Consider the following 26,197-nt stretch of genomic DNA (forward strand, 5'->3'; position numbering starts at 1 on the left):
CTAGGCAAAATAACCATGAATAAACCAGCGATGATCCGCCTGACGATATAACCAGCACCATTGCCCGTACGGATTACGACCAATAAAATAATCCCGTTTCACTGTATTTTCCCACCATGCGGTTTCAATACGCTCTGGCGATGAAAAAACCGCTATTTCTGTTGCTAATGCTAACGGCTCGGGTAAAAGATAACTTGGTCTTAATCGAGTAAAATGCTCCGTTTTTATTTTTCGCTGGCTCACTAAATTTATCGGTGCATAACCATTGGCGCATTCTGGCCGATAATCATCCGTTAATAACAACGAGTGCACCCGACTCTGACCTAATTTCGCTAACAACAAACTAAGCAGTCTTTGCCGAGTATACTTGCCCTCTGCTAGAGAAAAAAAATCTCCTGACTGCTGCTGTTGCGAACTGAAACGCTTACAGGTTAGGCTGATAGCAACCACAGGAGCAGCTAATTGTAATGACGCTAAGGTGAGTTCAGTGAGACTTAACCACTGTGATGCCTGATAGATAGCTTCAGCACTATTAATCACCACGTCTTTTGACGGCTGATTACGTAAAAACAAAGTGATCACTAAACGATCACTCAATAAATCGGCTTTCTTTAGGTAATTCGCTAATAATGACAACAAGCTTTTAATGGGAAACAATAATTTATTACTGTCGTTAATTTCATAAAGCAATTCCAAATAATGAAAAAAATGCCCCTGAGGCTGATAAAACACCATGGGCAAATCATCACCATTCACTAAACGACGAAGATAATGAGTAACCGAACTATCAAAACGTTGACTTAGCTGTTCTTTTGGTAAGCTTAGTAACTGGCCAATAGTCTTAGCACCAATTTTATCCAGTTGCTTTTGCACTTTTTGGTCAAGCGCTAAAGAATTAATCGATAAGGAGTTCAGTATTGATAGCACCTTTTTTTGCTCAGTTAATAAACGATCAACCTTAGCTCTGGCTAATACTTTAGCTGCGCTGGGACTATAAGCTGTAGCATAATGTAAGCTCAGCTGCAGCGGTTGTAATACCGACTGCAAATTTTGCCAGTATCCGCTCAAATCACCGTATAAAGCCAGCATATTTTCTATGCGTAAATACAAACCATTTGGGCTATCTAATGCAATATCAGAACTCACTTGATATAGCTGTTCAGCAATAAAAGTAAGTGTTTGCCGCTCTTGTTGCTGACAATAAGGCAACACCTGTAATTGATGCTCTAAGGCAACAGCTGTCGCCAGCCCCATACCGAGTCTTAAACCACTTTGTTTCGCCTGAGCATTAAGTTGGACAATTTCATTGTTATTGCCATCTAAGATCACTACCGGCTGCCAGTCACGACCTCCCTCAGTCACAACACCATCAAGCTGTAACGATGGAAAATAAAGATAAGCCCACAACATCAGCTAACCTGAATATCAGCAATCCGTCGCTTAGTTGCTCTCGGCTGCTCAGCCGCCACAGTAAATTCAGGCCAATGCGCTTGCATATCAACAATAAACGCGGATGACGGTGCACAACCGCGACATTTATCAACAGTCACTTTGATCCCCAAAGCATCCGCGATAAAACGCATACTTATGTGTACTGGTAATGCCAGGCTATGCTTAAGCAATGGCCGATATAACAATAAACAGCTATGGCCCGTTTCACTAGCTAACAACAGGCGTTTTACCTGATGTAAGGCGATATCCGCGCACCAGAGTAAAACACTCTGACAACAGCCACTTTTTAAGCACAGTTCAGCACACCACAACGCATCTTTTTCATGTTCAGGAGTTAAAATATAGACTTGAGAAATATCTAAACCAATAGCATGCAAAAACTCACTGGAAACCAAAGCGGGGGGCGCGATAAAAACGATTAATCCTTGCTGCTGCGCCTGTAGAAGATAACGACTAAAGAGACGAACTTCACCAATACCATTCAGGCTTTTTATTTCTACAACCCCATATTCAGGAAGCCCACCGGCTAATTTTTCATCTAACTGTTCATAACCAGTTGCAATGGATTTCGGCTGAGCTTTCTGCTCAAAACCACGCCAAAGCAAACGCTGATTAGTTAAGCTTTCAATGATCGGATTCATCACAACAAATAATTACACCGCACCAATACTGTTTATTTATACAGTATAATTATCTATTGTGAAAATGCAAATATTGCTTAACGGTTAATCGTTATAGCAATAGGCTCAAAATTACTGTTAACCACATTTTGAGTCTCCACAATTTAAACAAGTGGCACAACCATCGAGTAGTACCACCGATTTTTGATGGCATTTACTGCATTTACTGGCGCTAGCCGGAAAAGCGTGCTGTTCACTCTCTTGTTCAGCCATTGCCGCTTGTTTTTTTTGTTGAATATAGGCCTGCTGATGGGCATCTATTTCATGCTCTGGCAGCATGTCTAAGGTCTTTAAATGGGTTTCGATGATCTGCCCAATTTCCGCAACAACCGACGGCATAAAGATGCCGGTACCGCGCTGGTAGTAGCCACCTTTAGGATCAAATACTGCTTTGAGTTCTTCGACCAGAAATGTGCAATCACCGCCTTTACGAAATACTGCAGAAATAACCCGAGTTAATGCCACTACCCAGGCATAAAACTCCATATTTTTTGAGTTAACAAAAATTTCAAAAGGGCGACGAATTTCCTGCTCACTTCCTGGGTTAAGCAAAATGTCATTAATTGTTATATACAAGGCATGATCGGAAATCGGTGGCTTAATTTTATAAGTAGAACCCACCAACATTTCCGGGCGCTGTACCGTTTCATTTAAATTGGTGGTTTGTGGGGCTTCTGCATGTTCTGCTTGTGATTTGGCAGTATTAACTTTTACTGCGGTAATAGTTTGAGTAACTTCTTTCATTAACGTTATCCTTAATAATAATTAGTGTTACAGCTTGCCGTAATAGCCTTCTTTTAGCGCATCATGAAGATTTGCCGCGGTGTGAGTTTCACCATCGTAAATCAGCTCTTCATTGCCTTTCATGGTAAAAGTTGAACCATCCTCTAAAGTAAATTCATATTCCACTGAGGCCAGATCGGTTTCTTTTACTAACACTCCCTGATGAACTTCAGGGTTAAACCTGAAGGTAGTGCAACCTTTTAATCCTTTATCGTAGGCATAGAGGTAGATATTTTTAAACGTCAGGTAATCACAATCCGTTGGTACGTTAATGGTTTTAGAGATAGAAGAGTCGACCCAATATTGGGCAGCAGCCTGAATATCAACATGTTCTTGTGGAGTAATACTGTCACTGGCGACAAAATAATCCGGCAATTGATTGTGGCCATCCGCGCTATAGGCTTGTGCATCTTCATTAATAAAATGGCGATAAGCTAACAGCTCAAAACTGGCAACCGCGACCGACTCTTTTGATTTCTTCCCTTCACGGATAATATTGCGATGATATTCATGGGCAAAACTCGGCTCAATACCGTTGGACGCATTATTCCCTAAACTCAATGCTAAGGTACCGGTTGGTGCTATTGAGCTATGATGAGTAAAACGTGCACCGACTTTCGCAAGTTGCTCAACCAATTCAGGCTGCTCTTCGGCAATTCGTTGCATATAACGACTATATTTTGCGTGCAATACCGACCCTTTAATGTTGTCGCCGACTTTAATACCATCCGCTTTCATTTCCGGTCGTTTCGACAACATCTGCGCTGTCACCACAAATGACTGTGTTAATACTGGCGCAGGGCCTTTTTCTTTTGCCAGCTCTAATGCCACCTGCCAGCCAGTGATAGCCATCACTTTAGAAACTTCCTCAGTAAAAGCCACGGCTTGTGGGCTGTTATAAGGAATTTTGAGCATGGTCAGTGCCGAACCTAACCCTAAATAGCCCATGCCATGACGGCGTTTATTTTGAATTTCCTGGCGTTGCTGTTCCAATGGCAATCCATTGATTTCTACTACATTATCCAGCATGCGGGTAAATACTTTGACCACTTCCCTAAACTTAGGCCAATCAAACTGTGCCTGTTCACTAAACGGCTGCTCAACAAATTTCACTAAATTAATAGAACCGAGTAAACAAGCGCCGTATGGTGGCAATATTTGCTCGCCACAAGGGTTACTGGCGCGTAATTGCTCACAAAACCAGTTGTTATTGTATTCGTTGGCATGATCAATCAATAAAAAGCCTGGCTCGGCATAATCAAAGGTATTACTCATGATCATGTCCCATAAGCGATTCGCCGGAATACGATCATAAACTTTACAGGCAATTTGTCCTTGTTGATTAACTATATAATCGTGCTTTTTGACATAGTCTTCATCAAAATAATTTTCACGAAAATGTATCTTGCTACTATCCGTTAACTTTATTTTTTCTGCCGCTAGCTCTTTTTCAGAAATAGGAAAAACCAAAGGCCAGTCTTGCTGATTTTTCACCGCTTCAATAAACTCATCAGTGATCAGTAATGACAGGTTAAACTGCCGTAAACGGCCATCTTCACGTTTTGCTAAGATAAAGTCTTTAACATCAGGATGAGAGACATCAAAAACTCCCATCTGTGCGCCGCGACGTCCGCCAGCAGAACTGACGGTAAAACACATTTTGTCAAAAATATCCATAAAGGACATCGGGCCAGAAGTTCTTGCTCCCGCTCCCGCGACATAAGCCCCACTCGGCCGCAAAGTAGAAAACTCATAACCAATTCCACAACCTGCTTTTAAGGTTAATCCTGACTCATGCACTCGTGACAAAATTCCAGTCATGGAATCTTCAATAGTACCGGATACAGTACAGTTTATTGTTGACGTAGACGGCTTAAACGCACTCGCGCCGGCATTAGCAATAATTCTACCAGCCGGATAAGCCCCAGATTTTAACGCCCAGAGGAACTTATCGCGCCATTGCTTTTTCTGCTTAGGCTCAATCTCAGCCAACGCATTCGCAACGCGGGCATAAGTTTCATCAATGGTTTGTTCTTGTGGCTGACCAGTTTTATCTTTAAGACGATATTTTTTATCCCAAATATCAACAGAAGTAGCTTGAAGTTCAATTTCAGTGTTAACCGGTCCGGTCAGAGTTTGCGACATGATTTATATCCTTTTTATTAGTTATTTTTTTCGCAACAGTTTACAAAGACAAATAAAAAGGAAAAGACAAAACACTACATATTGCGATCAAGATCAAACAAAAGCACAATATATTGACAATATGGAATTTTGGCATAAAAAAACACGGACTAATTTGCCGTGTTTTAAGTGCAGCTTGTTTAGCCAATTTTAATTAAGGTAAATGCTCAGATGCGAGATACTCATGTGACTGCATCTCTTGCAGACGCGACAAGCAACGTTTAAATTCAAATGCTAAACCGCCATGACTATATAAGTCTTCCATAACCACTTCGGCAGAAATGATCAGTTTTACTTTACGTTCATAAAATTCATCTACCATAGCAATAAAACGGCGAGCGGCATCATCACAATCAACATTCATTTGTTTGACATTTGCCAGTAAGACCGTGTGATATAAACGGCTAAGCTCCATATAATCCGCCTGGCTACGCGCTGACTCACACAATACCGCATAATCAAAATGCACTACACCTTTAGACTCTTCTATGGTGGTTAACGGTCGATTATTAATTTCAACAGTCACATTGGGTTTGCCAGGCTCCACTGACAATTGCTGAAAATACTGCGACAAATTATGTGCTGCTTGCTGATCTAGCGGCGCATGATAGATTTCCGCCTGTTCCAAAGTACGCAGTCGATAATCAATTCCACTATCAACGTTGACCACTTCACAGTGCTGGTTGATTAATTTTATTGCTGGCAGAAAACGTGCTCGTTGCAACCCATTACGGTACAAATCATCGGGCACAATATTTGAAGTCGCGACTAAAGTCACATGATGAGCAAACAGCTCTTCAAATAATGTACCTAAAATCATGGCATCCGTTATGTCAGAGACAAAAAATTCATCAAAACAAATAATGCAGGTTTCGTTAGCAAAACGTTTAGCAATTATCTTTAATGGATCTGCCTGTCCGGCCAGAGATTGTAATTCCTGATGTACCCGATGCATAAAACGATGAAAGTGAACGCGCATTTTATTGTCAAAAGGCAAGCAATCGTAGAAGGTATCCACCAGATAAGTTTTACCACGGCCAACGCCGCCCCAAAAATACAGCCCTTTAATCGATCTCGGTTCTGATTTCGCTACCACACGTTTCCAGCGGTTAAATACTTTCTTAAACCCTGTTACTGGCAAGGGTTTATTTTGTAAGTCTTGATATAAACGTTGTAAATGACGGACAGCATTTTCTTGCGCGGCATCATGCTGAAAATCATCACGGGCTAAATCTTGGTTATACTTTTCTAGGGGAGATAGGTTAATCATTGCTACAATTTAATTAATGGTAAGTTTTTTCTTGAAAAACAAAATTTCGCATACATATTTATTTTTCGAGTAAATGAACTTACTAGAGTATGTTACTCTCTATTTTCACCAATTTTTTCCGCGAATACAATTTTCCGCGACTAGATAAAAGGTATCACCATTATGAATATCGTTATTGGAATCCTCATTTTTGCAGTTGGCGCTCTAGTAGGCTTTATCGCTAATAAAATGTTGTCAGCCAGCAATCAAGAACATCAACAGCTTGCTGAAAAGGCCAATCAAAGCGAAGCAACGTTAGCACAATATAAATTAGATGTTGCAGAACACCTTGATAATTCAACCCAATTATTGGAACAAATGAATACTACCTGTCAAAAAGCAATGCAACAAATGGAGCAAAGCACTAAGCTGCTGCAACAAGCGACCCCGGCAGAAGGTGAAGTAATGCCATTTTTCTCAAAAGAAACTCAGGAACAATTAGCGCAAACGGTCGCACTACGTCATAACAAAACAACACGTCCGGATAAAGAGATCACTGAAGCACCATTAGATTATTCTGGTGAATCTAGTGGTCTTTTTAACGATAAGAAACATACTGTTACAAATAGTGAAATTAATGAATAGGAACTTCTCTGAAAACAGGAAGTCTCTATTTGGGTATCAATAAGTTCGTTTGGAGAAATTTTACCAATGAAAAAAATGTCTGTTTTAATTAGTAGCGTTTTACTTTCAAGTTCTTTAGCTTTATCCAGTTTACCGGCTCACGCCAATCTTCCCGTTTCAGTCAACGGCCAGCAATTACCCAGCCTAGCACCAATGTTAGAAAAGGTAACACCTGCCGTAGTATTAATTTCCGTAAGAGGAACACATGAAATAAAGCAGCGAAATGTCCCTGATGCTTTTCGCTTTTTTTTCGGTAATCCAAGGCAAACGCCATCAAGAGAAAGACCGTTTCAAGGTTTAGGCTCAGGGGTTATTATTGATGCTGACAAAGGGTATGTTGTTACCAATAACCATGTCATCAATGAAGCAGATGAGATTCAAATCACATTAAAAGATGGTCGCCAGATAGAAGCAAAAAAAATTGGTGCCGATGAAAACAGTGATATCGCCCTATTACAAGTCGAAGCAGATAACTTAAAAGAAGTTAACATTGCCGACTCCGATAAATTACGTGTCGGCGATTTCGCTGTCGCTATCGGCAGTCCATTTGGTCTAGGCCAAACGGTTACCTCGGGTATTGTCAGTGCGCTTGGACGCAGTGGACTAAATGCCGATAACTTTGAAGACTTTATTCAAACAGATGCTGCGATTAACAGTGGAAACTCAGGTGGCGCATTAATCAATTTAAAAGGTGATCTGATCGGCATTAATACCGCTATTATTGGACCAAATGGTGGTAACGTTGGTATCGGCTTTGCCATTCCAAGTAATATGGTGAAAAACCTCGTCGACCAAATCATTGAATATGGTGAAGTTCGCCGTGGTGTATTAGGCGTAGCTGGCCGTAGTGTTACCGGTGAATTTGCTCAGGCAATGGAACTGGAAGAAGCACAAGGTGCTTTTGTTGAACAAGTGACTGAAGGTTCAGCAGCAGATGAAGCAGGTATTGAGGCAGGCGATGTTATTACTAAAGTTAATGGCAAGAAGATCCGCTCTTTCAGTGAACTACGCGGCAAAATTGGCTCTATCGGTGCTGGTAACGAAGTCAAACTTAGCGTTATTAAAACCAATGGCGATGAAAAAACCTACAAGGTTACGCTGAAAAAAGCAGAGTCTGCAAGTATAGAACCGGTCAGCATACACAAAATGCTTGAAGGTGCTGTGTTAGGAAATAACAACACCAATGAGGGGGTATTAGTAACATCTGTCGAGGATGACACTCCAGCCGCTATGATTGGTTTACGGGGCGGCGATATTATCGTTGGTGTGAACCGTCAACGTATCAAAAATATCGCTGAATTAAGAGATTACCTTAAAAATAATCAAGGTATCTCACTACTTAATATTATTCGTGGTAATTCGAACCTTTATATTCGTATTCGCTAATACTAAATTTTCTCCCCCCAAAAAAACGGCTCATGATTGAGCCGTTTTTTATCTGAATCAAAAATCATTACTGTTTGATACACTTGATTAAATGCTTTAACGCTTTCATCGGTTTATGATAATCTTCTCGCTAAGCCATATTAATAATAAAAATATTTTGAAACTTAAAAGCCTTATCAAATACGTCGTAAACTCCGCCAGTTATGGTATTTTGCTCGCCGTGATGCTGTTATTGCTAGTACCTGAATTACGGGAAAACAATGCCACATTGTGGAATATTTTTCAGGTAAATCCGAAAACTCAGCCAGCATTATCCTATGCTAAAGCGGTACAAGCAGCGGCTCCTGCCGTCGTTAATATCTATTCGGAAGAAATCCAAAACAACCCGAGTTACGTTCGCTCACAGCGTAAAAGCACAAGATTAGGCTCAGGCGTGATCATGGACAGCAATGGCTACCTGCTCACTAACTACCATGTAGTGCAAAATGCCAACCTGATTAATGTACTATTGCAAAATGGCCAGCAATATCACGCCGAACTTATTGGTTTTGATATCTATACCGACTTGGCTGTATTAAAAGTTAATGCGCAAAACTTACCCGTTATCCCCCAAAATAAAACACAACAGTCACTCGCTGGTGATGTGGTTTTAGCGATCGGAAACCCATTAAATCTAGGGCAAACCATTACTCAGGGAATTATTAGTGCAACCGGACGTATTGGACTAAGTAACACCAGCTATCTGCAATTTTTACAAATGGACGCCGCAATTAATAAAGGCAATTCAGGTGGAGCACTGGTCAATACCAATGGTGTGTTAGTGGGTATCAATTCACGCCAATTTACTGAAATTAACCCTCAGTTAAACGATATTCAAGGCATTTTCTTTGCAGTTCCTTACCAGCTCGCCTATAAGGTCATGCAGCAAATTATCGAAAATGGTCGGGTGATAAGGGGTTGGTTAGGCATAGTTTCCGACCATTATAATCAAACCGCAAAAGGTTTTACCATCTCAGGTATAGAGCCAAATGGCCCAGCTGATATTGCTGGTTTAAAAGTTGGTGATGTGGTGTACCAAATTGGCGAAACACAAATTGAAAGCACCAACCATGCCTTAGATATAGTAGCAGAAACCACGCCAGATACGACTTTAGTGTTTAAAGTTTATCGCAATAATGAGTCGCTCAGTATTCCGGTGAAAATACTGGAAAAACGCGGTTTATAGCAAACAGTTTTACCAAGCTGATGAATACCAATAAAAAGGCGCTGCTAAATTATTAGCAGCGCCTTTTCCTATCCTAAAACAAAGATTAACTGGCGTTAATTCGGGTAATGTTAGCCCCTAACGCCTGTAGCTTATCTTCAATATGCTGATAACCACGATCAATATGATAAATACGGTCAACCTGAGTTTCACTCGTTGCCACTAAACCAGCGATCACTAAACTCGCTGATGCTCGTAAATCTGTTGCCATGACCTGAGCACCGGTCAGTGAATCGACTCCATTAGTGATCGCTGTGTTACCTTCTAAGCGAATATCGGCTCCCATACGATGCAATTCAGGGACATGCATAAAACGATTTTCAAATATTGTTTCCGTCGTGGTTGCTGTGCCTTGTGCAACTACGTTTAAAGTAACAAACTGTGCCTGCATATCGGTAGGGAATGCAGGATGCGGCGCAGTGCGAATATTAACGGCCTTCGGACGTTCGTCCATCGACAATTCAATCCAATCGTCGCCAGTCGACACTTCAGCGCCGGCTTCCTGTAACTTGCTAATAACCGCATCTAAACTACCGGGGTCGGTATTAAGGCATTTAACTTTACCCTGAGTCACTGCAGCAGCCACCAAAAAAGTACCAGTTTCGATACGATCAGGCATCACCCGATATTCCTTTCCTTTCAGTTCACTGACCCCTTCAATGGTTAAGGTATCTGTACCGGCACCACTCACTTTAGCGCCCATGGCGTTGAGGCAATTCGCTAGATCAACAATTTCCGGCTCTCGTGCCGCATTTTCAATAATTGTTGTTCCCTCGGCTAATGCTGCTGCCATCATTAAGTTTTCAGTACCAGTAACACTGACGGTATCCATAAAAATCGTCGCGCCAGTTAAGCGACCGTGATTACGAGCAATAATATAACCATTTTCAACCTCGATATCTGCGCCCATTAGCTTTAAGCCATGAATATGCAAATTCACTGGACGTGCACCGATAGCACATCCACCTGGCAATGACACTTCAGCATGACCAAAACGAGCCAGTAACGGACCCAACACTAAAATAGAAGCTCGCATAGTTTTCACTAGTTCATACGAAGCTTTATGCTGATCAACCTTTGTTGCATCGATAGTTACCGCATTACTATCACGCCAGCTAACACTCGCCCCTAACTGCGTTAACAATTTAATGGTAGTCTCAATATCATTGAGCCTAGGTACGTTAGTAATAGTGATCGGGGTTTCAGATAATAAGGTCGCCATTAATATCGGTAAGGCAGCATTTTTAGCCCCCGAAATAACAACTTCACCATGCAGCGGTGTTCCGCCAATAATTTTAAATGCGTCCAAGTGAGTCTCTTTTGTGATTAGCTAAGGTTATAACGGGAGATTAAACATTTTTTCACGCTGCCAGTCTGCCGTGGTAAATGTTTTGACAGTCACAGCATGTATTGTGCCGTCGTTGATCACGCTGGCAAGTGGGGCAAAAACGGCTTGTTGTCTTTTGACGCGGCTTAAATCAGCAAAAAAATCCGCAACGGCAATAACGACGCATTGTGAGCCATCAAACTTTACATGTAACTCATCTAAAGTTAATGCGTCATTGATCAGTTTTTCAATTTCAGAAACTTCCACATACTTCTCCCAATATTCAAATTAGGATGATTATATGTGTTATTCCACTGGCAAGAAAGAATCAACCGCAGTTAATTTAGCTAAATTAACCAAGTCTCCGGGAAGATTGATAATTTTTAATTCAATGCCCTGCTTAGCAGCCAACTCACACATCAATAACAACCAGGCCAAACCTGCGCTATCCATTTTAGTAACCGCAGATAAATCAACGCGCAGAGTTTGCCCAGTAAGCAATGCGGCTGATTTTTTTTCAAAGCGCGTATTAATCGAGTGAATCGTTAATTCACCCGTTAAAATCAAATTCTGCTGCTGTTGAGTTATTTTTAACATAAAGAAGCCTTACTTAAAGACAATGTCTTTGCTGGCTTTTGCTTTCAGCATTTCAGTGACATGCGGCAAGCCTTTTTGACGGATCAAGCTACCTAGTTCAGCTTGTTTGCTATCTAACAAACTAACGCCTTCCGCCACCATATCATAGGCTTTCCATTCATTGGTCTTTCTGCTTTTTCTGACGCGAAAAGAAATATCAATCGGCTCACGACCCGGCTCTATTACGGTAGTTTTAACCGCAACCACTTTTTCTTTGCTAAAGTCTTTCGCCGGTGCGAACTTCACTTCCTGATTATTATAAAGTGTAAATACCTGCGCATAAGAAGTAATTAAATAATCACGAAACACCGGGACAAAATCTGCACGTTCACTTTTAGTCGTTTTTTTAAAGTTACTACCAATTACCTTAAACGCCGCATATTGATAATTAATATAAGGCATTAATTCTTCACGCACGATATCTTTTAAAATATTAGGGTTTTGCTGAATCGTGCTTTGCTCGTTAGCAAAACGCTTAAAAGTTGCATCAGCAACAGTCCGCACCATGGCATATGGGTCTTTCTTATCAACTTTAGTAGCAATGCCGGATGTACCGCCATCTAGACTACTATATATAGTCATCGCTGCCGGTGGTAATTGAGTCGCTCCATCTGGTAATACGCTTGCTCCATCTGCCGCTACTATTTGTCCGGAAAACATTGCAGCGAATGCCACTACGGCGATTTTTTTACCACTCATTGATTTATCCCCCATCATTAATCACCATTCCCCTGGCTAAATAAAAATTGTCCGATCAACTCTTCTAACACTAACGCTGGCTTAGTATCTTCAATAAAATCCCCGGCCTGTAATGTTTCTACCGACTCATCAATGAAGCCAGGTAGTAACCCGATATATTGTTCCCCTAATAATCCCGCCGTTAAAATTGAGACTGAAGTTGCCTCTGAAAAATTATTATATTGTGCGTAAATTTCCAAAGTAACCACAGGAGTATAATCTTCTTCATCCAGGCTGATTTTACTAACCCGTCCAACGACAACCCCACCGACTTTAATCGGAGAACGTACTTTTAAACCACCAATATTATCGAACTTTGCATAAAGGTTGTAGGTTTCACCATTACCAGAAATACCACTATCAGCAACTTTTAACGAAAGCATAAGCAATGCTACGATACCAATAGCAGCAAACAATCCAACCAATAATTCAACTTTTTTTGACACCATGTCATCCACCAAGTACTAAAAACTAAAACTTAAAAACATTACAAAACCAATTATTTTGTAAACATCAATGCCGTTAAAATAAAATCTAACCCTAACACTAATAGTGACGACTGCACTACAGTTGCGGTTGTTGCCCGGCTGATACCTTCAGAGGTTGCTTCACAATCATATCCCTTATAAACCGCAATCCAAGTAACGACAAAGGCAAAAACCACACTTTTTATCACCCCATTTAAAACATCATCTTGAAATGAGACTTGTGACTGCATCACCGACCAAAAGGTGCCACTATCAACGCCAAGCCAGTCGACACCAACTAAATGCGCCCCTAAAATTCCTACCGCAGAAAATATCGCCGCCAGCAAGGGTAAAGAGATAAAACCCGCCCAAAAACGTGGCGCTATCACTCGACGCAATGGATCAACGGCCATCATTTCTAAGCTGGATAACTGCTCTGTTGCTTTCATTAAACCAATTTCTGCCGTTAATGCTGAACCAGCACGTCCAGCAAATAATAGCGCAGCAACCACAGGTCCAAGTTCGCGCAATAACGACAAGGCTACCATTGGACCAAGGCTTGCTTCAGCACCATAACCGACCAAAATAGTATAGCCTTGAAGCGCCAGCACCATACCAATAAAAGTACCGGAAACGATAATAATAATGAGCGATAAAACCCCAACGGAATATAATTGATTAATCAGCAGCGGTATGCCTTTACGAGGGTTAGGCATATGTAGCAATGCCGACATTAACATCAAGATCGCTCGTCCTAACGCACTGGTACGCTCGATTACTTTACGCCCTAACAAAGTCAACGAATTTACTATCATGCGTTTTTACCTAATAATTCATCTTGATATGGAGCTGATTTGAAATGAAACGGTACCGGACCATCCGCTTCACCTTTTACAAACTGCTGCACTAGTGGCGACTCTTGCTGCGTAATTTGTTCAGGCGTTCCCTGACCAATAATCTTCTGTTCCGCAATAATATAGATATAATCAGCGATACTCATCACTTCAGGGACATCATGAGAAACAACAACCGAAGTTAATCCTAATGCATCGTTCAACGCTTTAATCAAACGGACAATCACCCCCATCGATATTGGATCCTGACCAGCAAAAGGCTCATCGTATAAAATAAGTTCAGGATCTAAAGCGATTGCTCTTGCCAACGCTGCACGACGTGCCATACCGCCGGATAATTCACTCGGCTTTAAAAACCTGGCACCACGTAATCCCACAGCTTCCAGTTTCATTAATACCATTTTTTCAATCAAAGCTTCCGAAAGTTGTGAATGTTCACGCATCGGAAAGGCAATATTGTCGTACACCGACATATCGGTAAATAAAGCGCCACTTTGAAAAAGCATACTCATGCGTTTTCTCGCCTCATAAAGCGCCTGACGAGATAGTGTAGGAATATCTTGACCATCAAAAAGTATTCGACCAGATTCTGGCTTTAACTGACCACCAATTAAACGCAGCAAGGTAGTTTTACCTATACCACTTGGTCCCATAATCGCCGTCACTTTTCCCTTCGGGATGGTTAAACTAATATCATCATAAATGATACGTTCATCCCGTTTAAACGTCATATTTTGAATATCAACCAGAATTTCTGACATGTTTATTTTAGATCGCCGCGTTTAACTATTGTTTACAAAGAGCGAATTCTACCCTAGCAGCACCCAGACTTCATCCGAAATTAACAACTTATTATGTTTAAAATACGTAAGAAAACGTGTAAAAACGTAAAAAAGTGTAAGTTGGCAAAATATCACACCTATTGCATCGTTCACATACCACCTACTGATAGACCTGATAATTAGGAAATATTTTCTCGTTCACCATTAAAAACTATCATTCTTTAACATTTTTTGATTTTCCCCTTTTTTTTTCATCCACAACCAGCGACAATTCAGCCTCAATATTCGGAGTATTTAATGTTTGTTCAAATATTAATCTTACTAGTTTCATTAGTTACCTTAGTGTGGAGTGCTGACAAATTTGTCTTTGGTGCTTCTTCACTTGCCAGAAATGTCGGTATATCACCGATGATCATCGGTTTGACCATAGTCGCTATGGGCTCATCGGCGCCGGAAATGATGATTGCCGCCACGGCTTCATTGAACGACAATCCCAATACCGCTATAGGTAATGCTATTGGCTCCAATATTACTAATATTGCACTAGTATTAGGGATCACCGCACTACTACATCCACTTTCCGTTTCATCAAGCACGGTCAAACGCGAAATTCCGCTAATTTTGGCAATTACCGCATTAGCTTACTGGATGCTTGCCGATCACAATTTTAGTTTCACTGAAGGTTTAGTGTTACTTACCGGTTTCTTTGTTTATATTTTTACCTTGCTGTTCATCACCTTAAAACGAGCAAAAGAGCACAAAATAGACGACGCAATGATCATCGAGGCAGAGCTGGAGCTACCTGAGGCAGTTAGTACCCCTTCCGCTGTGCTCTGGCTAGTCATAGGTATAATATTACTGCCATTAAGTGCCAGCTACTTGGTTGATGCTTCTGTTTTTATCGCAAAAGCATTTGGTATTAGCGATTTAGTGATCGGTTTAACCGTTATCGCTATCGGCACAAGTTTACCTGAACTTGCCGCCAGTATTATGAGTATTGTCAAAAAAGAAGACGATCTGGCCTTAGGCAATATTATTGGCTCCAACATTTTTAATATTTTGGCGGTCTTATCACTCGCTGGCGTTATTGCACCTGGTGAAATAGACCAAGATGCCTCAGTACGCGATGCTCCTTACATGCTTGGTGTCACCTTTCTCCTATTTATTCTGTGTTTTAGTCGTCGATTTGGCAATTTCAGGATCACCCGCTTTAAAGGGTTATTATTGTTGCTGACATTTATCGCCTATCAACTGCTATTATTTAGTCAATTAAAGAACTAATAACGCTATGAAAAATTTTAAGCAATTAGCTAAACAAGTGATCACAATTGAGCAACAAGCCATTGCTGAACTCGCACAATTTATTGATGATGGTTTTGAACTAGCCTGCCAGCTAATGTTCAATTGTCAGGGGCGAGTTATCGTTATTGGCATGGGTAAATCTGGACACGTTGGCGGCAAAATAGCAGCAACATTAGCCAGTACCGGAACCCCTGCTTTTTTTGTTCATCCTGGAGAAGCCAGCCATGGCGATCTCGGCATGATCACTGCCAACGATGTGGTATTAACCATCTCAAACTCAGGTGAAACAGGTGAAGTACTGGCGATCATTCCGGTGATCAAACGTATTGGCGCAAAATTAATCGCCATGAGCAGTAATCCAAAATCGACTTTAGCAAAGTTGGCAGATACCCATGTCTGTATTAAGGTTTCTCAAGAAGCCTGCCCGTTAGGACTCGCACCGACGTCCAGCACTACAGCAACGTTAGTCATGGGAGATGCGTTAGCGGTGGCTTTACTCAACGCCAAAGAATTCACCGCCGATGACTTTGCCCTTTCTCATCCAGGCGGCAGCCTAGGTAAACGTTTGTTATTACGTTTGCAAGACATAATGCATGAAGGTGAACGCTTACCTTTGGTAACTGCGCAAGCAAAAATTAAAGAAGCATTAGTAGAGATGTCACTCAAAGGTTTGGGCATGACCGCAGTAGTTAATGACAACAACGAGCTGATCGGCCTCTTTACTGACGGTGATTTACGCCGGATATTGGATGAAAAAATTGATATTCATCAAGATGAAATAGCCTCGGTAATGACGAAGAACCCGACAGTAGCAAATAAGAATATGCTCGCTGCTCAGGCATTAAAAATTATGGAAGATAAAAAAATTAACGGTTTAATCATCACTGATGAAAATAATCAACCGATCGGTGCAATGAATATGCATGATTTACTCAAATCAGGAGTACTTTAATGGCACAGACCTTATATGGTGAAGTTGCAGATAACATTATTGCCAAAGCTAAAAAAATTAAACTCTTTGTCTGCGATATCGACGGCGTGTTTTCTGATGGTCGCATTTACTTAGGTAATAATGGTGAAGAACTCAAAGCATTTCATACCAAAGATGGTTACGGCATTAAAGCCTTAGGTGCTAGTGGCGTCGATGTAGCCGTGATCACAGGCAGACAATCTAACATTGTACAAACCCGAATGAGCGCATTAAATGTTAAACACATAGTGCAAGGAGAAGAAAATAAACTGCCAGCACTACAAAACATTATGATAAAACTGAAGCTCTCAGCAGAACAGGTTGCCTATATTGGTGACGACATGCCTGACTTTTCCTGTATGGAATTTGTAGGCTTAAGTATCGCGGTTAGTGATGCACACCCTGCCATATTATCGTGCGCCGACTACACCACTGTTACCCGAGGTGGCTTTGGTGCTGTACGAGAAAGCTGTGATCTGATCATGCAAAGTCAGGATAGTTTACAATATGCCTCAGGCGCCAGTATATGAATAAAACCAATACGCTGGCACTCCTATTTTTCCTCGCTTCTATTATCGCCTATAGCATCATAGAATGGCATCGAACTAGCGTTGGTGAAGATACGTTCATAGAAGATGACATTACGCCGGATTTTATCGCTGAATCACTAAATAGCGAAACTTTTAACCCTCAAGGAGAGTTATCCTATATTATCGATGCAGCTCGAATGGAACATTATGCCAGTTTAGCGGTCACACACTTTGAGTTCCCTAAATATACCTTATATCCAAACAATAGCGATTCTCCATGGAAAATAACTGCAAATGAAGGCACACTTTACAATAACAATAGGGTAAAATTGGAAAATCGAGTCACACTCGTTGCAACAGATAACACTAGTTTAATTCAGGAAATTAATGGAAAATATTTAGAATTGGACTTAAAAACAAATATTATTAGCTCAAACAATAAGATAGAGATTAAAGGAAAAGATTTCTTGATGACAGGCTCAGGGCTGATAGTTGACTTAAACACTAAACAAGTAACACTAACAAACCATGAAAAAACCATTTATCAACATCATCAGAAATAGCTTACTCAGTTTCGGTGTTTTTCTAGGATTAGTGAATCAAGCCTACGCAGAAAAATCGGATCTTAAGCAAGAAATTAAAATTGATGCCGCTCGTCAGGCAGCAGATCTCAAAAATAAAATCTTCAGTTATATTGATGATGTTGTCATCACTCAAGGTTCTTTGATAATTGAAGCTGATCTAGTGCAAGTACTAACTGAAGCGAAAACCGACAATAAAACCTATATTGCCAAAGGCGATCCCGCCACATTTAAACAAACATTAGAAGATGGTACGCCTATTTATCTGCAAGCCAATGAAATCAAATATCAACCAGGTAAAAATACCGTTATTATTTCCGGTAATGCCGAGTTACGTCAGGAAGGCAGTAAAGTCAGTAGTAGCATTATTACTTATAACTTTCTGACCGAACAAGTACTGGCAAATAGTGACAGCAACGAACGCGTTCAAACGGTATTACAGCCACAAGCTTTAGATAAGAAGAAAAAATGACTCGCGCTACTTTAATTGCTCAAAACCTTGCCAAATCCTATAAAGGTAGAAAAGTTGTCAAAAACGTTGGCATGAAAGTCAAAGAAGGGCAAATCGTTGGCTTACTAGGGCCAAATGGTGCCGGTAAAACCACGTCTTTTTATATGATAGTAGGTCTGGTTAACAATGACAGTGGCACTATTACCTTAAATGATGAAGATATTACTTTACTGCCAATGCATGAAAGAGCGCGTAAAGGCATAGGTTATTTACCTCAAGAAGCGTCAATCTTTCGTAAACTCACTGTCTATGAAAATATTATGGCGATTCTGCAAACCAGAAAAGAACTTTCTGAAGTGGAGCGGGAAGAACAACTCGAGCACCTGGTCGAAGAGTTTAATATTGGCCATATTACCGAAAATTTAGGCATGAGTCTTTCCGGTGGTGAACGACGCCGAGTTGAAATTGCCCGAGCATTAGCCGCAGAACCAAAATTTATTCTGTTAGATGAACCATTTGCCGGTGTCGACCCCATCTCAGTAGGAGATATAAAAAAAATTATTCTACACTTAAAGCAACGAGGCATTGGAATCTTAATCACAGACCACAATGTCAGAGAAACACTAGATGTTTGTGAGCATGCCTATATTGTCAGCCATGGCGAATTAATCGCCGAAGGCAATGCAGATCAAATTCTTGCTAATCAACAAGTAAGAGATGTATACCTTGGTGAGCAATTCACGCTATAGTTATGATATGCTCCAGAGAAGATAATGATAACAATTAACAGGAAATATATTCATTAATGCGCCCTAGTCTGCAGCTCCGAATTGGACAACAACTTACAATGACGCCACAATTGCAGCAAGCAATCAAACTGCTGCAATTATCCACATTGGATCTTCAACAGGAAATTCAGGAAGCGTTAGAAAGCAATCCTTTACTAGAGGTCGATGAATCAACTCCAAACAATCAGGAATCGCAGCCCGATCATTTAGAAGAAGCTTTTTCCGCCACAAGTTCATCACCAAACAATGACTCATCCGATGGTAGTGAAGATTCAACACCTACTGCAGATGAAATCAGCACTACAGAAGCCATGGATAAATCGGATATCCCGGAAGAATTAAATATTGATACTACCTGGGACGAATCTTTTAGTGCCGGTGTATCTAGTTCAGGCGTAGGCGTTGCTTCTGAAGATTATACTTACCAAGGTGAAACCACAGATTCCATTCAAGATCATCTGCGCTGGCAAATGGAACTTACACCTTTTAGTGAAACAGATTTAGCCATTGCCACGGCTATTATTGACGCCATCGATGATGCTGGTTACTTAACGGTAACGGCAGAAGACATTTTAGAATCTCTTGGCCATGAAGGCGTAGAATTAGACGAAGTGGAAGCCGTACTCAAGCGCATTAACATGTTTGATCCCGTTGGTGTCGGTGCTCGCTCGATCCCTGAGTGCTTATTGATCCAACTGAATCAGTTTGATAAAAGTACGCCTTGGCTAGCAGAAAGCAAGCAGATCATTACTGAGCATATAGATTTATTAGGTAACCGTGATTATCGACAAATCATGCGTAAAACCCGCTTGAAAGAAGATCAATTGCGAGAAGTCATTAAACTCATTCAATCATTAGATCCTCGTCCTGGCGACAGTGTTATTAAAAGCGAAGAGCAATACGTTATTCCAGACGTCTCGGTCGAGAAGAAAAACGGTCGTTGGGTAGTTGAACTTAATCCAGATACAGCACCTAAACTTTCTGTTAATCAACAATATGCTTCAATGGCACGTTCAATGAAGTCATCCAGTGACAGCCAGTTTATTCGCTCTAACCTGCAGGAAGCGAAATGGTTTATTAAAAGTCTGGAGAGCAGAAACGATACCTTATTAAAAGTTTCCAATTGCATAGTACAACGTCAGCAAGGCTTTTTTGAACACGGCCCAGAAGCCATGCGCCCTATGGTACTAAATGACATTGCCGAAGCTGTTGATATGCATGAATCGACCATTTCCCGTGTAACTACCCAAAAATACATGCATACCCCAAGAGGGATTTTTGAACTGAAATATTTTTTCTCCAGCCATGTCAGTACCGAAAATGGCGGAGAGTGCTCTTCTACTGCAATTCGCGCGTTAATCAAAAAACTCGTGGCAGCAGAAATTCCAGCTAAGCCATTAAGCGATAGTAAAATGGCAGAATTATTAGCTGAACAAGGTATCAACGTTGCTCGTCGCACTATAGCCAAATATCGTGAATCTTTGTCTATTCCTCCGTCGAACCAACGTAAGAGTCTTCTTTAATTAACAATAAGGATTTAAGCTTATGCAAATTAATCTTGCCGGTCACCATGTAGAAATTACCGACTCATTACGCGAATCTGTTCATAGCAAGTTTGCAAAGCTAGAACGACATTTTGATCATATTAATAATGTCCATGTCGTGCTAACCGTAGAAAAACTAAATCAAATCGCCGAAGCAACCGTGCATTTAAACGGTAACGAAATACACGCTAAAGCTGAAAATGGTGACATGTATGTCTCTATTGATGCCTTAGTCAGTAAACTGGATAAACAAGTATTAAAATATAAGGGTAAGCTTAATCAGCACTAACCCATTCTTTATGTCAAATTCGAAAGAACCTTATGAATTTATCTGACATCATTACTCAGGACTGCACCATGTGTGCAGTTCCTGCTACTAGCAAAAAGAAAATGCTAGAAACGCTGTGTGAAAAAGCAGCAGCCTCCAACACTCACTACAACACTTATCAGTTACTTGAAAGTTTATTGGTCAGAGAGAAAATGGGCTCAACCGGCATAGGTAACGGTATTGCGATTCCACATGGACGATTACCACACGGAGAGCAAGTGATTGCTATCGTGGCAACATCAGCAAATCCCATTGCCTTTGACGCCATAGATAACCGCCCGGTCGACATTTTTATCGCGCTATTTGTACCTGAAGAACATTGCCAGCAACACCTATCGACATTACAAAGTATTGCAAAAATCTTTAGTAATAAACAGGTATGCAAACAGGCAAGAAAGTGTCAAAGTAATGCCGAATTATATCAGTTAATCAAAGACAACTGTTAACACGGCTAAAAGGAAATCAATATTAATGAAACTCACGATTGTCAGTGGCCGTTCTGGCTCTGGTAAAACTGTAGCTCTTCGCGTTCTAGAAGATTTAGGTTACTACTGCGTTGACAACATTCCAGTAAATTTACTGCCAGCATTAACTCATACGGTGATCAACGACTATGAAACAGTCGCAGTAAGCCTTGATGTTCGCAACCTGCCGGCAGAACCAAGTGATGTTTCAGAGATCATAGATTATCTCCCTAGTGCCGTAGAACTAAGTATCGTTTACTTAGATGCGGATGATAGCGACCTGATCAGACGATTCAGTGAAACGCGCCGACTACATCCGCTGATCAAACAAAATATCGCTCTTGATCAAGCTATTTCGCTGGAGAAAAAGCTTTTAGAGCCAATAGCCAGCCGCGCCAATTTATACATTAATACCAGCCAGTTAACACCACACCAGCTAGCAGATTTAATTCGCGAACGCATTTTGGGTAAAACCACAGGAAACATGGTAGTGGTATTTGAGTCATTCGGCTATAAGCACGGCATCCCTAAAGACGCTGACTTTGTTTTTGATGCGCGCTTTCTTCCCAACCCTTTTTGGGAAAAAGACCTCAAGCCATATACCGGCTTAGATAAACCAGTACAGGACTTTCTTGCCAGCCAGCCAATAGTGACTAAATTTATCTGGCAAATCAATAGCTTTATGATGACTTGGCTACCACATTTAGAGCGAAATAATCGCAGTTATATTACTATCGCTATCGGCTGTACTGGTGGTAAACACCGCTCTGTATACATAGCAGAATTGCTCGCAGCCAACCTGAAAAAAGATCGCAAAGATGTTCAGGCCCGTCACCGAGATTTACAAGTCAAAAGTACCTGATGTAAGGCAAGTAAATGACAAAACGCTTACAACAATCATTAACTATCTCGAATAAACTTGGTTTGCACGCCAGAGCCGCCACTAAACTAGCCCAATTGAGCCAAAAATTTGATGCCAAAGTCATCATTGAACTAGATAATAACCAAGCAGAAGCTACCAGTATTATGGGCTTAATGCTATTAGCCGGCGGACAAGGGAAAACGGTTACTATCATCACCGAAGGCCAGGATGCCGAACAAGCATTAGCCGACGTCTGTCAATTATTCACCGATAAATTTGATGAAGGTGAATAATTTTAGCACCGACAATCAGCTTCAAGATAAAACTTTTCAGATAAACTAATAAAAAAGCTGATAAAACCAGTAAGTTGAGATAGACTTACACTCACTGGGCAACCAATAATTATTCGACGAGTTTCGTAATTTCGGCCCAGTTTTTCAATTTTCGAATTTCGTTTTATAACGGCACAGGATAGCAATATATGCCGGAAATTTCAGAGCAAGAATACAGCCAACAACGCCTACAACAAGTCAATGAAGCACTTGGTAGCGGTATGTTTGTCTATGTTCGTAAGTTATTACAAAACATGCCCGCCTATGATCTCGCTCTGATCTTAGAATCTTCCCCGACAAAAAGCCGTACTATCTTATGGCAACTCATCGATCACGATCATCATGGTGAAGTCTTAGAAGAACTGAATGAAGAAGTTCGTAAAGGCATACTGAAAAATATTCGTCCGGAAAAACTAGCCGCTGTTGCCGAAGGCATGGATGTCGATGATCTGGCAGAAGTATTACGTACCTTGCCAGACAGTGTTTATCGGGAAGTGCTAAACTCGATGGACTCTCAGGACAGAAGTCGGGTAGAAACCGCGTTATCTTATGAAGAAGATACCGCCGGTGGTATCATGAATACCGATACCATGACTATCAGACCAGATGTCACCGTTGATGTGGTATTACGTTATTTACGCCTTAAAGGCGAACTACCGGAAGCTACAGATTCATTTTATGTCGTCGATCGTCAAGATCACTTTATCGGTGCGGTTTCACTGACCGCAATAGTAACCAGCAAGCCAGAAGAAGTTATTTCCAGCTTAATCGACGAAGAAATCACCGCTATCAATGTCGAGATGCCAGAAACCGAAGTCGCACAGCTATTTGAACGTTACGACTGGGTCTCTGCGCCGGTTATCGATGAAGAAAAACACTTACTCGGCCGTATTACTATTGATGATGTCGTTGATATTATTCGGGAAGAAGCAGAACACTCGATGATGAGTATGGCGGGTCTAGATGACGAAGCCGATACCTTCGCACCGATAGTAAAAAGTACTCAACAGCGCTCAATCTGGCTAGGTGTCAACCTAGTTACCGCCTTAATGGCGGTTGCCGTTTCCAGCATGTTTGAAGAAATTCTTGGTCAGTTAGCCATTCTCGCGATTTTAAATACTCTGGTACCCAGTATGGGCGGCGTAGCTGGCAATCAAACATTAACTCTGGTGATCCGCGGTATTGCTTTGGGTCACGTCGGCGAAAGTAACTCAAAAGCATTACTTTATAAAGAATTAGCGGTTGGTTTTCTCAACGGTATTATCTGGGCGTTATTAATCGCTACCGTGGTCGCGCTATGGAAGCAAGATATGGTGTTAGGTGGGGTCATTGCCTTTGCCATGCTAATGAATTTAACTGCGGCGGGTATTGCTGGAGTTAGTATTCCATTAATCTTAAAGAAAATGGATATAGATCCAGCGCTTGCTGGTAGCGTAATTTTAACCACTATTACTGATGTCGTCGGTATTTTTGCTTTTCTTGGCACCGCCACTTTATTTTTAGGAACTTAACAAATACTTGCGCTAAGTTCCTGTAACAAGCAAGCTAGAATATACTAAGTTAATTACCAGCAATCTGCATTTGATCAACAATAATAGAGCCGGTACGAATACTGCCTTTGACGTCAGTATCACTACCAACAGCAACAATATTTTTGAACATATCCGCTAAGTTACCTGCAATAGTTACTTCTGAGACCGGATAAGCAATCTCACCATTTTCCACCCAAAAACCTGCAGCTCCGCGAGAGTAGTCACCATTAACAACATTAACCCCTTGCCCCATAAGTTCGGTCACCAATAAACCAGTACCTAACTGTTTTAGCATCTGTTGAAAATCACCGCCGTTTGCTGATACCTGCCAATTATGAATACCACCAGCATGACCTGTAGTTGTCATACCCAGTTTTCGCGCGGAATAGCTGGTTAAAAGGTAAGTTTCCAACACACCCGCTTTAATAATATCGCGGTCGACTGTGGCAACACCTTCATTATCAAACGAACTACTCGCTAATGCCTTTTTAATATGCGGTTGTTCTTCAATAGTTAAAAACTCAGGAAATATCGGTTGTCCTAACGCATCGAGTAAAAACGATGATTTTCGATATAAATTGCCACCGCTGATCGCCGCAATAAAATGGCCCCAAAAGGTATTCGCAATATCAGCACGAAACATTACTGGTACCTTAGCAGTAGCTATTTTTCTTGCATGCAAACGAGAAATCGCTTCGTTAGCAGCGTTTATACCAACCTGTTGTGGCTGCTCCAGTAAGTTAAAATCCCGATTAATAGTGTAAGCATAATCCCGCTGCATATCTTCATTTTCACTGGCTATCATCACACAGCTTAAGGTATGACGAGAGCTTGGGTAACCAACCAATTGTCCATGGCTATTGCCATAAACTTTAAAGCCTTCAAAACATGCTAAGGTCGCACCATCTGAATTAGTGATACGTTTATCACTCGATAATGCTGCATTTTCACATTCTTTAGCAATCGCAATTGCACTATCGGTTGATAATTCTTTACTATGGTATAAATCCAGATCGGGAGGCGACATTGCCAGTAACTCTTTATCTGCCAAGCCAGAAAATTCATCAACTGAGGTATATTTAGCTATATTCACAGCTGCTTGCACTGCTTGGTGTAACGCTTTGTCGGATAAATCAGCGGTTGAGGCACTCCCTTTACGTCCCTGCTGATAAACGGTAATACCAAGCGCACCATCATTGGTAAATTCAACCGTTTCAACTTCACCTAAACGAGTACTGACACTTAAGCCTTGTTGCTTGCTCATTGCCACTTCCGCGCCATCGGCACCTAAGGATTTAGCTAACGCCAATACTTCGGCAACACGACTTTCTACTTGTTCCATTTGCTTGGGAATACTGATTGAATCTGTCATTAAAATGAATATCTCTTATTTCTTGCTAGAGTGCCTAACTGAGTTTGATGTATAATGCACAATACAAGGTTAAATTATCTATTGTTATTATTATGCCCCACTCTGCGCACGATATCGATGAATTCGATGAAGATTATAAAAGTAAAACCGACTTAAAGCGTGAAATGCACGCCATGCAAGAGTTTGCTTTTAGTTTGGTGAAACTCAGTAAGCACCAGAGAAGCAAGGTGCCTTTTACTGAAGAGCTGTTGGAGTCATTAACTCTGGCAGATAAAATTAAAAATAAGCCGGAAGCGTTACGTCGCCATGTCCGTTTTATGGCTAAAGTATTAACCGAAACTGATCTGGAGCCGATTCACAAAGCGCTAGATATTATGGCGAATAAACATCAACAAGAATCTAACCGTCATCAACAACTGGCAGATTTACGTGATCAGCTACTGAATGCTGATAATCAAGTAATAGAAGAATTACTGACAGAAAATCCATCAATGGAACGCCAAAAACTGCGTCAGTTAATTCGTCAGGCCAGTAAAGAACAAAAAGCGGAAAAACCGGGCAAGTATTTTAATGAACTGCTCGCTTATCTGAAATCACATATCACAAATTAAGTATTACCCAGCCAGACCCTTAATATCTGGCTGGACATTTCGCC

The 26,197-nt window shown here is 41.0% G+C and carries 29 protein-coding genes; 16 read left to right on the plus strand and 13 right to left on the minus strand.

From position 1 onward, the window contains the following. The 5 genes from QQK06_RS06235 to zapE form a co-directional block, all read right to left on the minus strand. Complete coding sequence (locus QQK06_RS06235) at positions 1-1,410, minus strand: Y-family DNA polymerase (RefSeq protein WP_284243806.1); 1,410 nt, start codon at positions 1,408-1,410, stop codon at positions 1-3. Further along, positions 1,410-2,093 (minus strand): translesion DNA synthesis-associated protein ImuA, encoded by a 684-nt coding sequence (gene imuA / locus QQK06_RS06240; protein WP_284246588.1) that lies wholly within the window; start codon positions 2,091-2,093, stop codon positions 1,410-1,412. Before imuA ends, QQK06_RS06235 begins: the two co-directional genes overlap by 1 nt. A gap of 117 nt (positions 2,094-2,210) precedes the next feature. Beyond that, entirely contained in the window at positions 2,211-2,876 is a 666-nt protein-coding gene (locus tag QQK06_RS06245; protein WP_284243807.1) for a TSCPD domain-containing protein, read from the minus strand. Between the two features lie 27 nt (positions 2,877-2,903). Then, positions 2,904-5,060: an adenosylcobalamin-dependent ribonucleoside-diphosphate reductase gene (locus tag QQK06_RS06250; protein ID WP_284243808.1), complete on the minus strand. Its 2,157-nt coding sequence runs from the start codon at positions 5,058-5,060 to the stop codon at positions 2,904-2,906. A 193-nt stretch (positions 5,061-5,253) separates the two neighbouring features. Further along, on the minus strand, positions 5,254-6,369 hold the full coding sequence (gene zapE / locus QQK06_RS06255) for a cell division protein ZapE (protein ID WP_284243809.1): 1,116 nt from the start codon (positions 6,367-6,369) through the stop codon (positions 5,254-5,256). Between the two features lie 162 nt (positions 6,370-6,531). Here zapE and QQK06_RS06260 point away from each other — a divergent pair, with 162 nt between their 5' ends. The 3 genes from QQK06_RS06260 (at position 6,532) to QQK06_RS06270 (ending at position 9,643) form a co-directional block, all read left to right on the plus strand. Next, positions 6,532-6,993: a Z-ring associated ZapG family protein gene (locus QQK06_RS06260; protein ID WP_284243810.1), complete on the plus strand. Its 462-nt coding sequence runs from the start codon at positions 6,532-6,534 to the stop codon at positions 6,991-6,993. Positions 6,994-7,059: 66 nt separating this feature from the next. After that, the gene (locus tag QQK06_RS06265; RefSeq protein ID WP_284243811.1) at positions 7,060-8,418 is read left to right on the plus strand and encodes a DegQ family serine endoprotease; all 1,359 of its coding nucleotides are present in this window, start codon (positions 7,060-7,062) and stop codon (positions 8,416-8,418) included. 157 nt (positions 8,419-8,575) lie between these two features. Then, positions 8,576-9,643 (plus strand): S1C family serine protease, encoded by a 1,068-nt coding sequence (locus tag QQK06_RS06270; RefSeq protein ID WP_284243812.1) that lies wholly within the window; start codon positions 8,576-8,578, stop codon positions 9,641-9,643. An 85-nt stretch (positions 9,644-9,728) separates the two neighbouring features. On the opposite strand, the gene murA is transcribed toward QQK06_RS06270, so the two are convergent. Genes murA through mlaF form a run of 7 tightly spaced genes read right to left on the minus strand, consistent with a single transcriptional unit; the run spans position 9,729 to position 14,465 of the window. Continuing rightward, on the minus strand, positions 9,729-10,991 hold the full coding sequence (murA, locus tag QQK06_RS06275; protein ID WP_284243813.1) for a UDP-N-acetylglucosamine 1-carboxyvinyltransferase: 1,263 nt from the start codon (positions 10,989-10,991) through the stop codon (positions 9,729-9,731). A gap of 27 nt (positions 10,992-11,018) precedes the next feature. Then, positions 11,019-11,276, minus strand: coding sequence for a BolA family protein (locus QQK06_RS06280; RefSeq protein ID WP_284243814.1), 258 nt, complete (start codon positions 11,274-11,276; stop codon positions 11,019-11,021). A 39-nt stretch (positions 11,277-11,315) separates the two neighbouring features. Next, positions 11,316-11,606, minus strand: coding sequence for an STAS domain-containing protein (locus tag QQK06_RS06285; protein WP_284243815.1), 291 nt, complete (start codon positions 11,604-11,606; stop codon positions 11,316-11,318). A 9-nt stretch (positions 11,607-11,615) separates the two neighbouring features. After that, positions 11,616-12,344, minus strand: coding sequence for an MlaC/ttg2D family ABC transporter substrate-binding protein (locus QQK06_RS06290; protein WP_284243816.1), 729 nt, complete (start codon positions 12,342-12,344; stop codon positions 11,616-11,618). 17 nt (positions 12,345-12,361) lie between these two features. Next, positions 12,362-12,832 carry an outer membrane lipid asymmetry maintenance protein MlaD gene (mlaD, locus tag QQK06_RS06295; RefSeq protein ID WP_284243817.1) on the minus strand — a complete coding sequence of 157 codons (471 nt, stop codon included), beginning with the start codon at positions 12,830-12,832 and terminating at the stop codon, positions 12,362-12,364. Positions 12,833-12,882: 50 nt separating this feature from the next. Further along, positions 12,883-13,665 (minus strand): lipid asymmetry maintenance ABC transporter permease subunit MlaE, encoded by a 783-nt coding sequence (gene mlaE / locus QQK06_RS06300; protein WP_431313640.1) that lies wholly within the window; start codon positions 13,663-13,665, stop codon positions 12,883-12,885. After that, positions 13,662-14,465: a phospholipid ABC transporter ATP-binding protein MlaF gene (gene mlaF, locus QQK06_RS06305; protein WP_284243818.1), complete on the minus strand. Its 804-nt coding sequence runs from the start codon at positions 14,463-14,465 to the stop codon at positions 13,662-13,664. The genes mlaE and mlaF overlap by 4 nt, the downstream gene beginning before the upstream one ends. Before the next feature lie 318 nt (positions 14,466-14,783). Here mlaF and QQK06_RS06310 point away from each other — a divergent pair, with 318 nt between their 5' ends. From QQK06_RS06310 to mgtE, 12 genes are all read left to right on the plus strand, one after another. Next, complete coding sequence (locus QQK06_RS06310) at positions 14,784-15,767, plus strand: calcium/sodium antiporter (protein WP_284243819.1); 984 nt, start codon at positions 14,784-14,786, stop codon at positions 15,765-15,767. Positions 15,768-15,774: 7 nt separating this feature from the next. Next, positions 15,775-16,740, plus strand: a complete 966-nt coding sequence (locus tag QQK06_RS06315; protein WP_284243820.1) for a KpsF/GutQ family sugar-phosphate isomerase — start codon at positions 15,775-15,777, stop codon at positions 16,738-16,740. Then, positions 16,740-17,288, plus strand: coding sequence for a 3-deoxy-manno-octulosonate-8-phosphatase KdsC (kdsC, locus tag QQK06_RS06320; RefSeq protein ID WP_284243821.1), 549 nt, complete (start codon positions 16,740-16,742; stop codon positions 17,286-17,288). The genes QQK06_RS06315 and kdsC overlap by 1 nt, the downstream gene beginning before the upstream one ends. Continuing rightward, entirely contained in the window at positions 17,285-17,851 is a 567-nt protein-coding gene (lptC, locus tag QQK06_RS06325) for an LPS export ABC transporter periplasmic protein LptC (RefSeq protein WP_284243822.1), read from the plus strand. The genes kdsC and lptC overlap by 4 nt, the downstream gene beginning before the upstream one ends. Then, positions 17,817-18,341 carry a lipopolysaccharide transport periplasmic protein LptA gene (gene lptA / locus QQK06_RS06330; protein ID WP_284243823.1) on the plus strand — a complete coding sequence of 175 codons (525 nt, stop codon included), beginning with the start codon at positions 17,817-17,819 and terminating at the stop codon, positions 18,339-18,341. The genes lptC and lptA overlap by 35 nt, the downstream gene beginning before the upstream one ends. Continuing rightward, complete coding sequence (gene lptB, locus QQK06_RS06335; protein WP_284243824.1) at positions 18,338-19,069, plus strand: LPS export ABC transporter ATP-binding protein; 732 nt, start codon at positions 18,338-18,340, stop codon at positions 19,067-19,069. The genes lptA and lptB overlap by 4 nt, the downstream gene beginning before the upstream one ends. A gap of 56 nt (positions 19,070-19,125) precedes the next feature. Further along, positions 19,126-20,631, plus strand: a complete 1,506-nt coding sequence (locus tag QQK06_RS06340) for an RNA polymerase factor sigma-54 (protein WP_284243825.1) — start codon at positions 19,126-19,128, stop codon at positions 20,629-20,631. Between the two features lie 22 nt (positions 20,632-20,653). Next, the gene (gene hpf / locus QQK06_RS06345) at positions 20,654-20,941 is read left to right on the plus strand and encodes a ribosome hibernation promoting factor (RefSeq protein WP_284243826.1); all 288 of its coding nucleotides are present in this window, start codon (positions 20,654-20,656) and stop codon (positions 20,939-20,941) included. A gap of 32 nt (positions 20,942-20,973) precedes the next feature. Beyond that, entirely contained in the window at positions 20,974-21,426 is a 453-nt protein-coding gene (gene ptsN, locus QQK06_RS06350) for a PTS IIA-like nitrogen regulatory protein PtsN (RefSeq protein WP_284243827.1), read from the plus strand. A gap of 25 nt (positions 21,427-21,451) precedes the next feature. Next, positions 21,452-22,306, plus strand: coding sequence for an RNase adapter RapZ (rapZ, locus tag QQK06_RS06355; protein ID WP_284243828.1), 855 nt, complete (start codon positions 21,452-21,454; stop codon positions 22,304-22,306). A 14-nt stretch (positions 22,307-22,320) separates the two neighbouring features. After that, positions 22,321-22,599 carry an HPr family phosphocarrier protein gene (locus QQK06_RS06360; RefSeq protein WP_284243829.1) on the plus strand — a complete coding sequence of 93 codons (279 nt, stop codon included), beginning with the start codon at positions 22,321-22,323 and terminating at the stop codon, positions 22,597-22,599. Positions 22,600-22,787: 188 nt separating this feature from the next. Beyond that, positions 22,788-24,149, plus strand: coding sequence for a magnesium transporter (gene mgtE / locus QQK06_RS06365; protein ID WP_284243830.1), 1,362 nt, complete (start codon positions 22,788-22,790; stop codon positions 24,147-24,149). 49 nt (positions 24,150-24,198) lie between these two features. Here the strand turns inward: mgtE and pmbA are convergent, their stop codons facing one another. Then, positions 24,199-25,542: a metalloprotease PmbA gene (gene pmbA / locus QQK06_RS06370; protein WP_284243831.1), complete on the minus strand. Its 1,344-nt coding sequence runs from the start codon at positions 25,540-25,542 to the stop codon at positions 24,199-24,201. A 92-nt stretch (positions 25,543-25,634) separates the two neighbouring features. Here pmbA and yjgA point away from each other — a divergent pair, with 92 nt between their 5' ends. Next, positions 25,635-26,153, plus strand: a complete 519-nt coding sequence (gene yjgA, locus QQK06_RS06375; RefSeq protein ID WP_284243832.1) for a ribosome biogenesis factor YjgA — start codon at positions 25,635-25,637, stop codon at positions 26,151-26,153. Positions 26,154-26,197: the final 44 nt, after the last annotated feature.

This window comes from Thalassotalea insulae, from assembly GCF_030161395.1.
In the GTDB taxonomy this organism is placed as follows: Bacteria; Pseudomonadota; Gammaproteobacteria; order Enterobacterales; family Alteromonadaceae; genus Thalassotalea_E; species Thalassotalea_E insulae.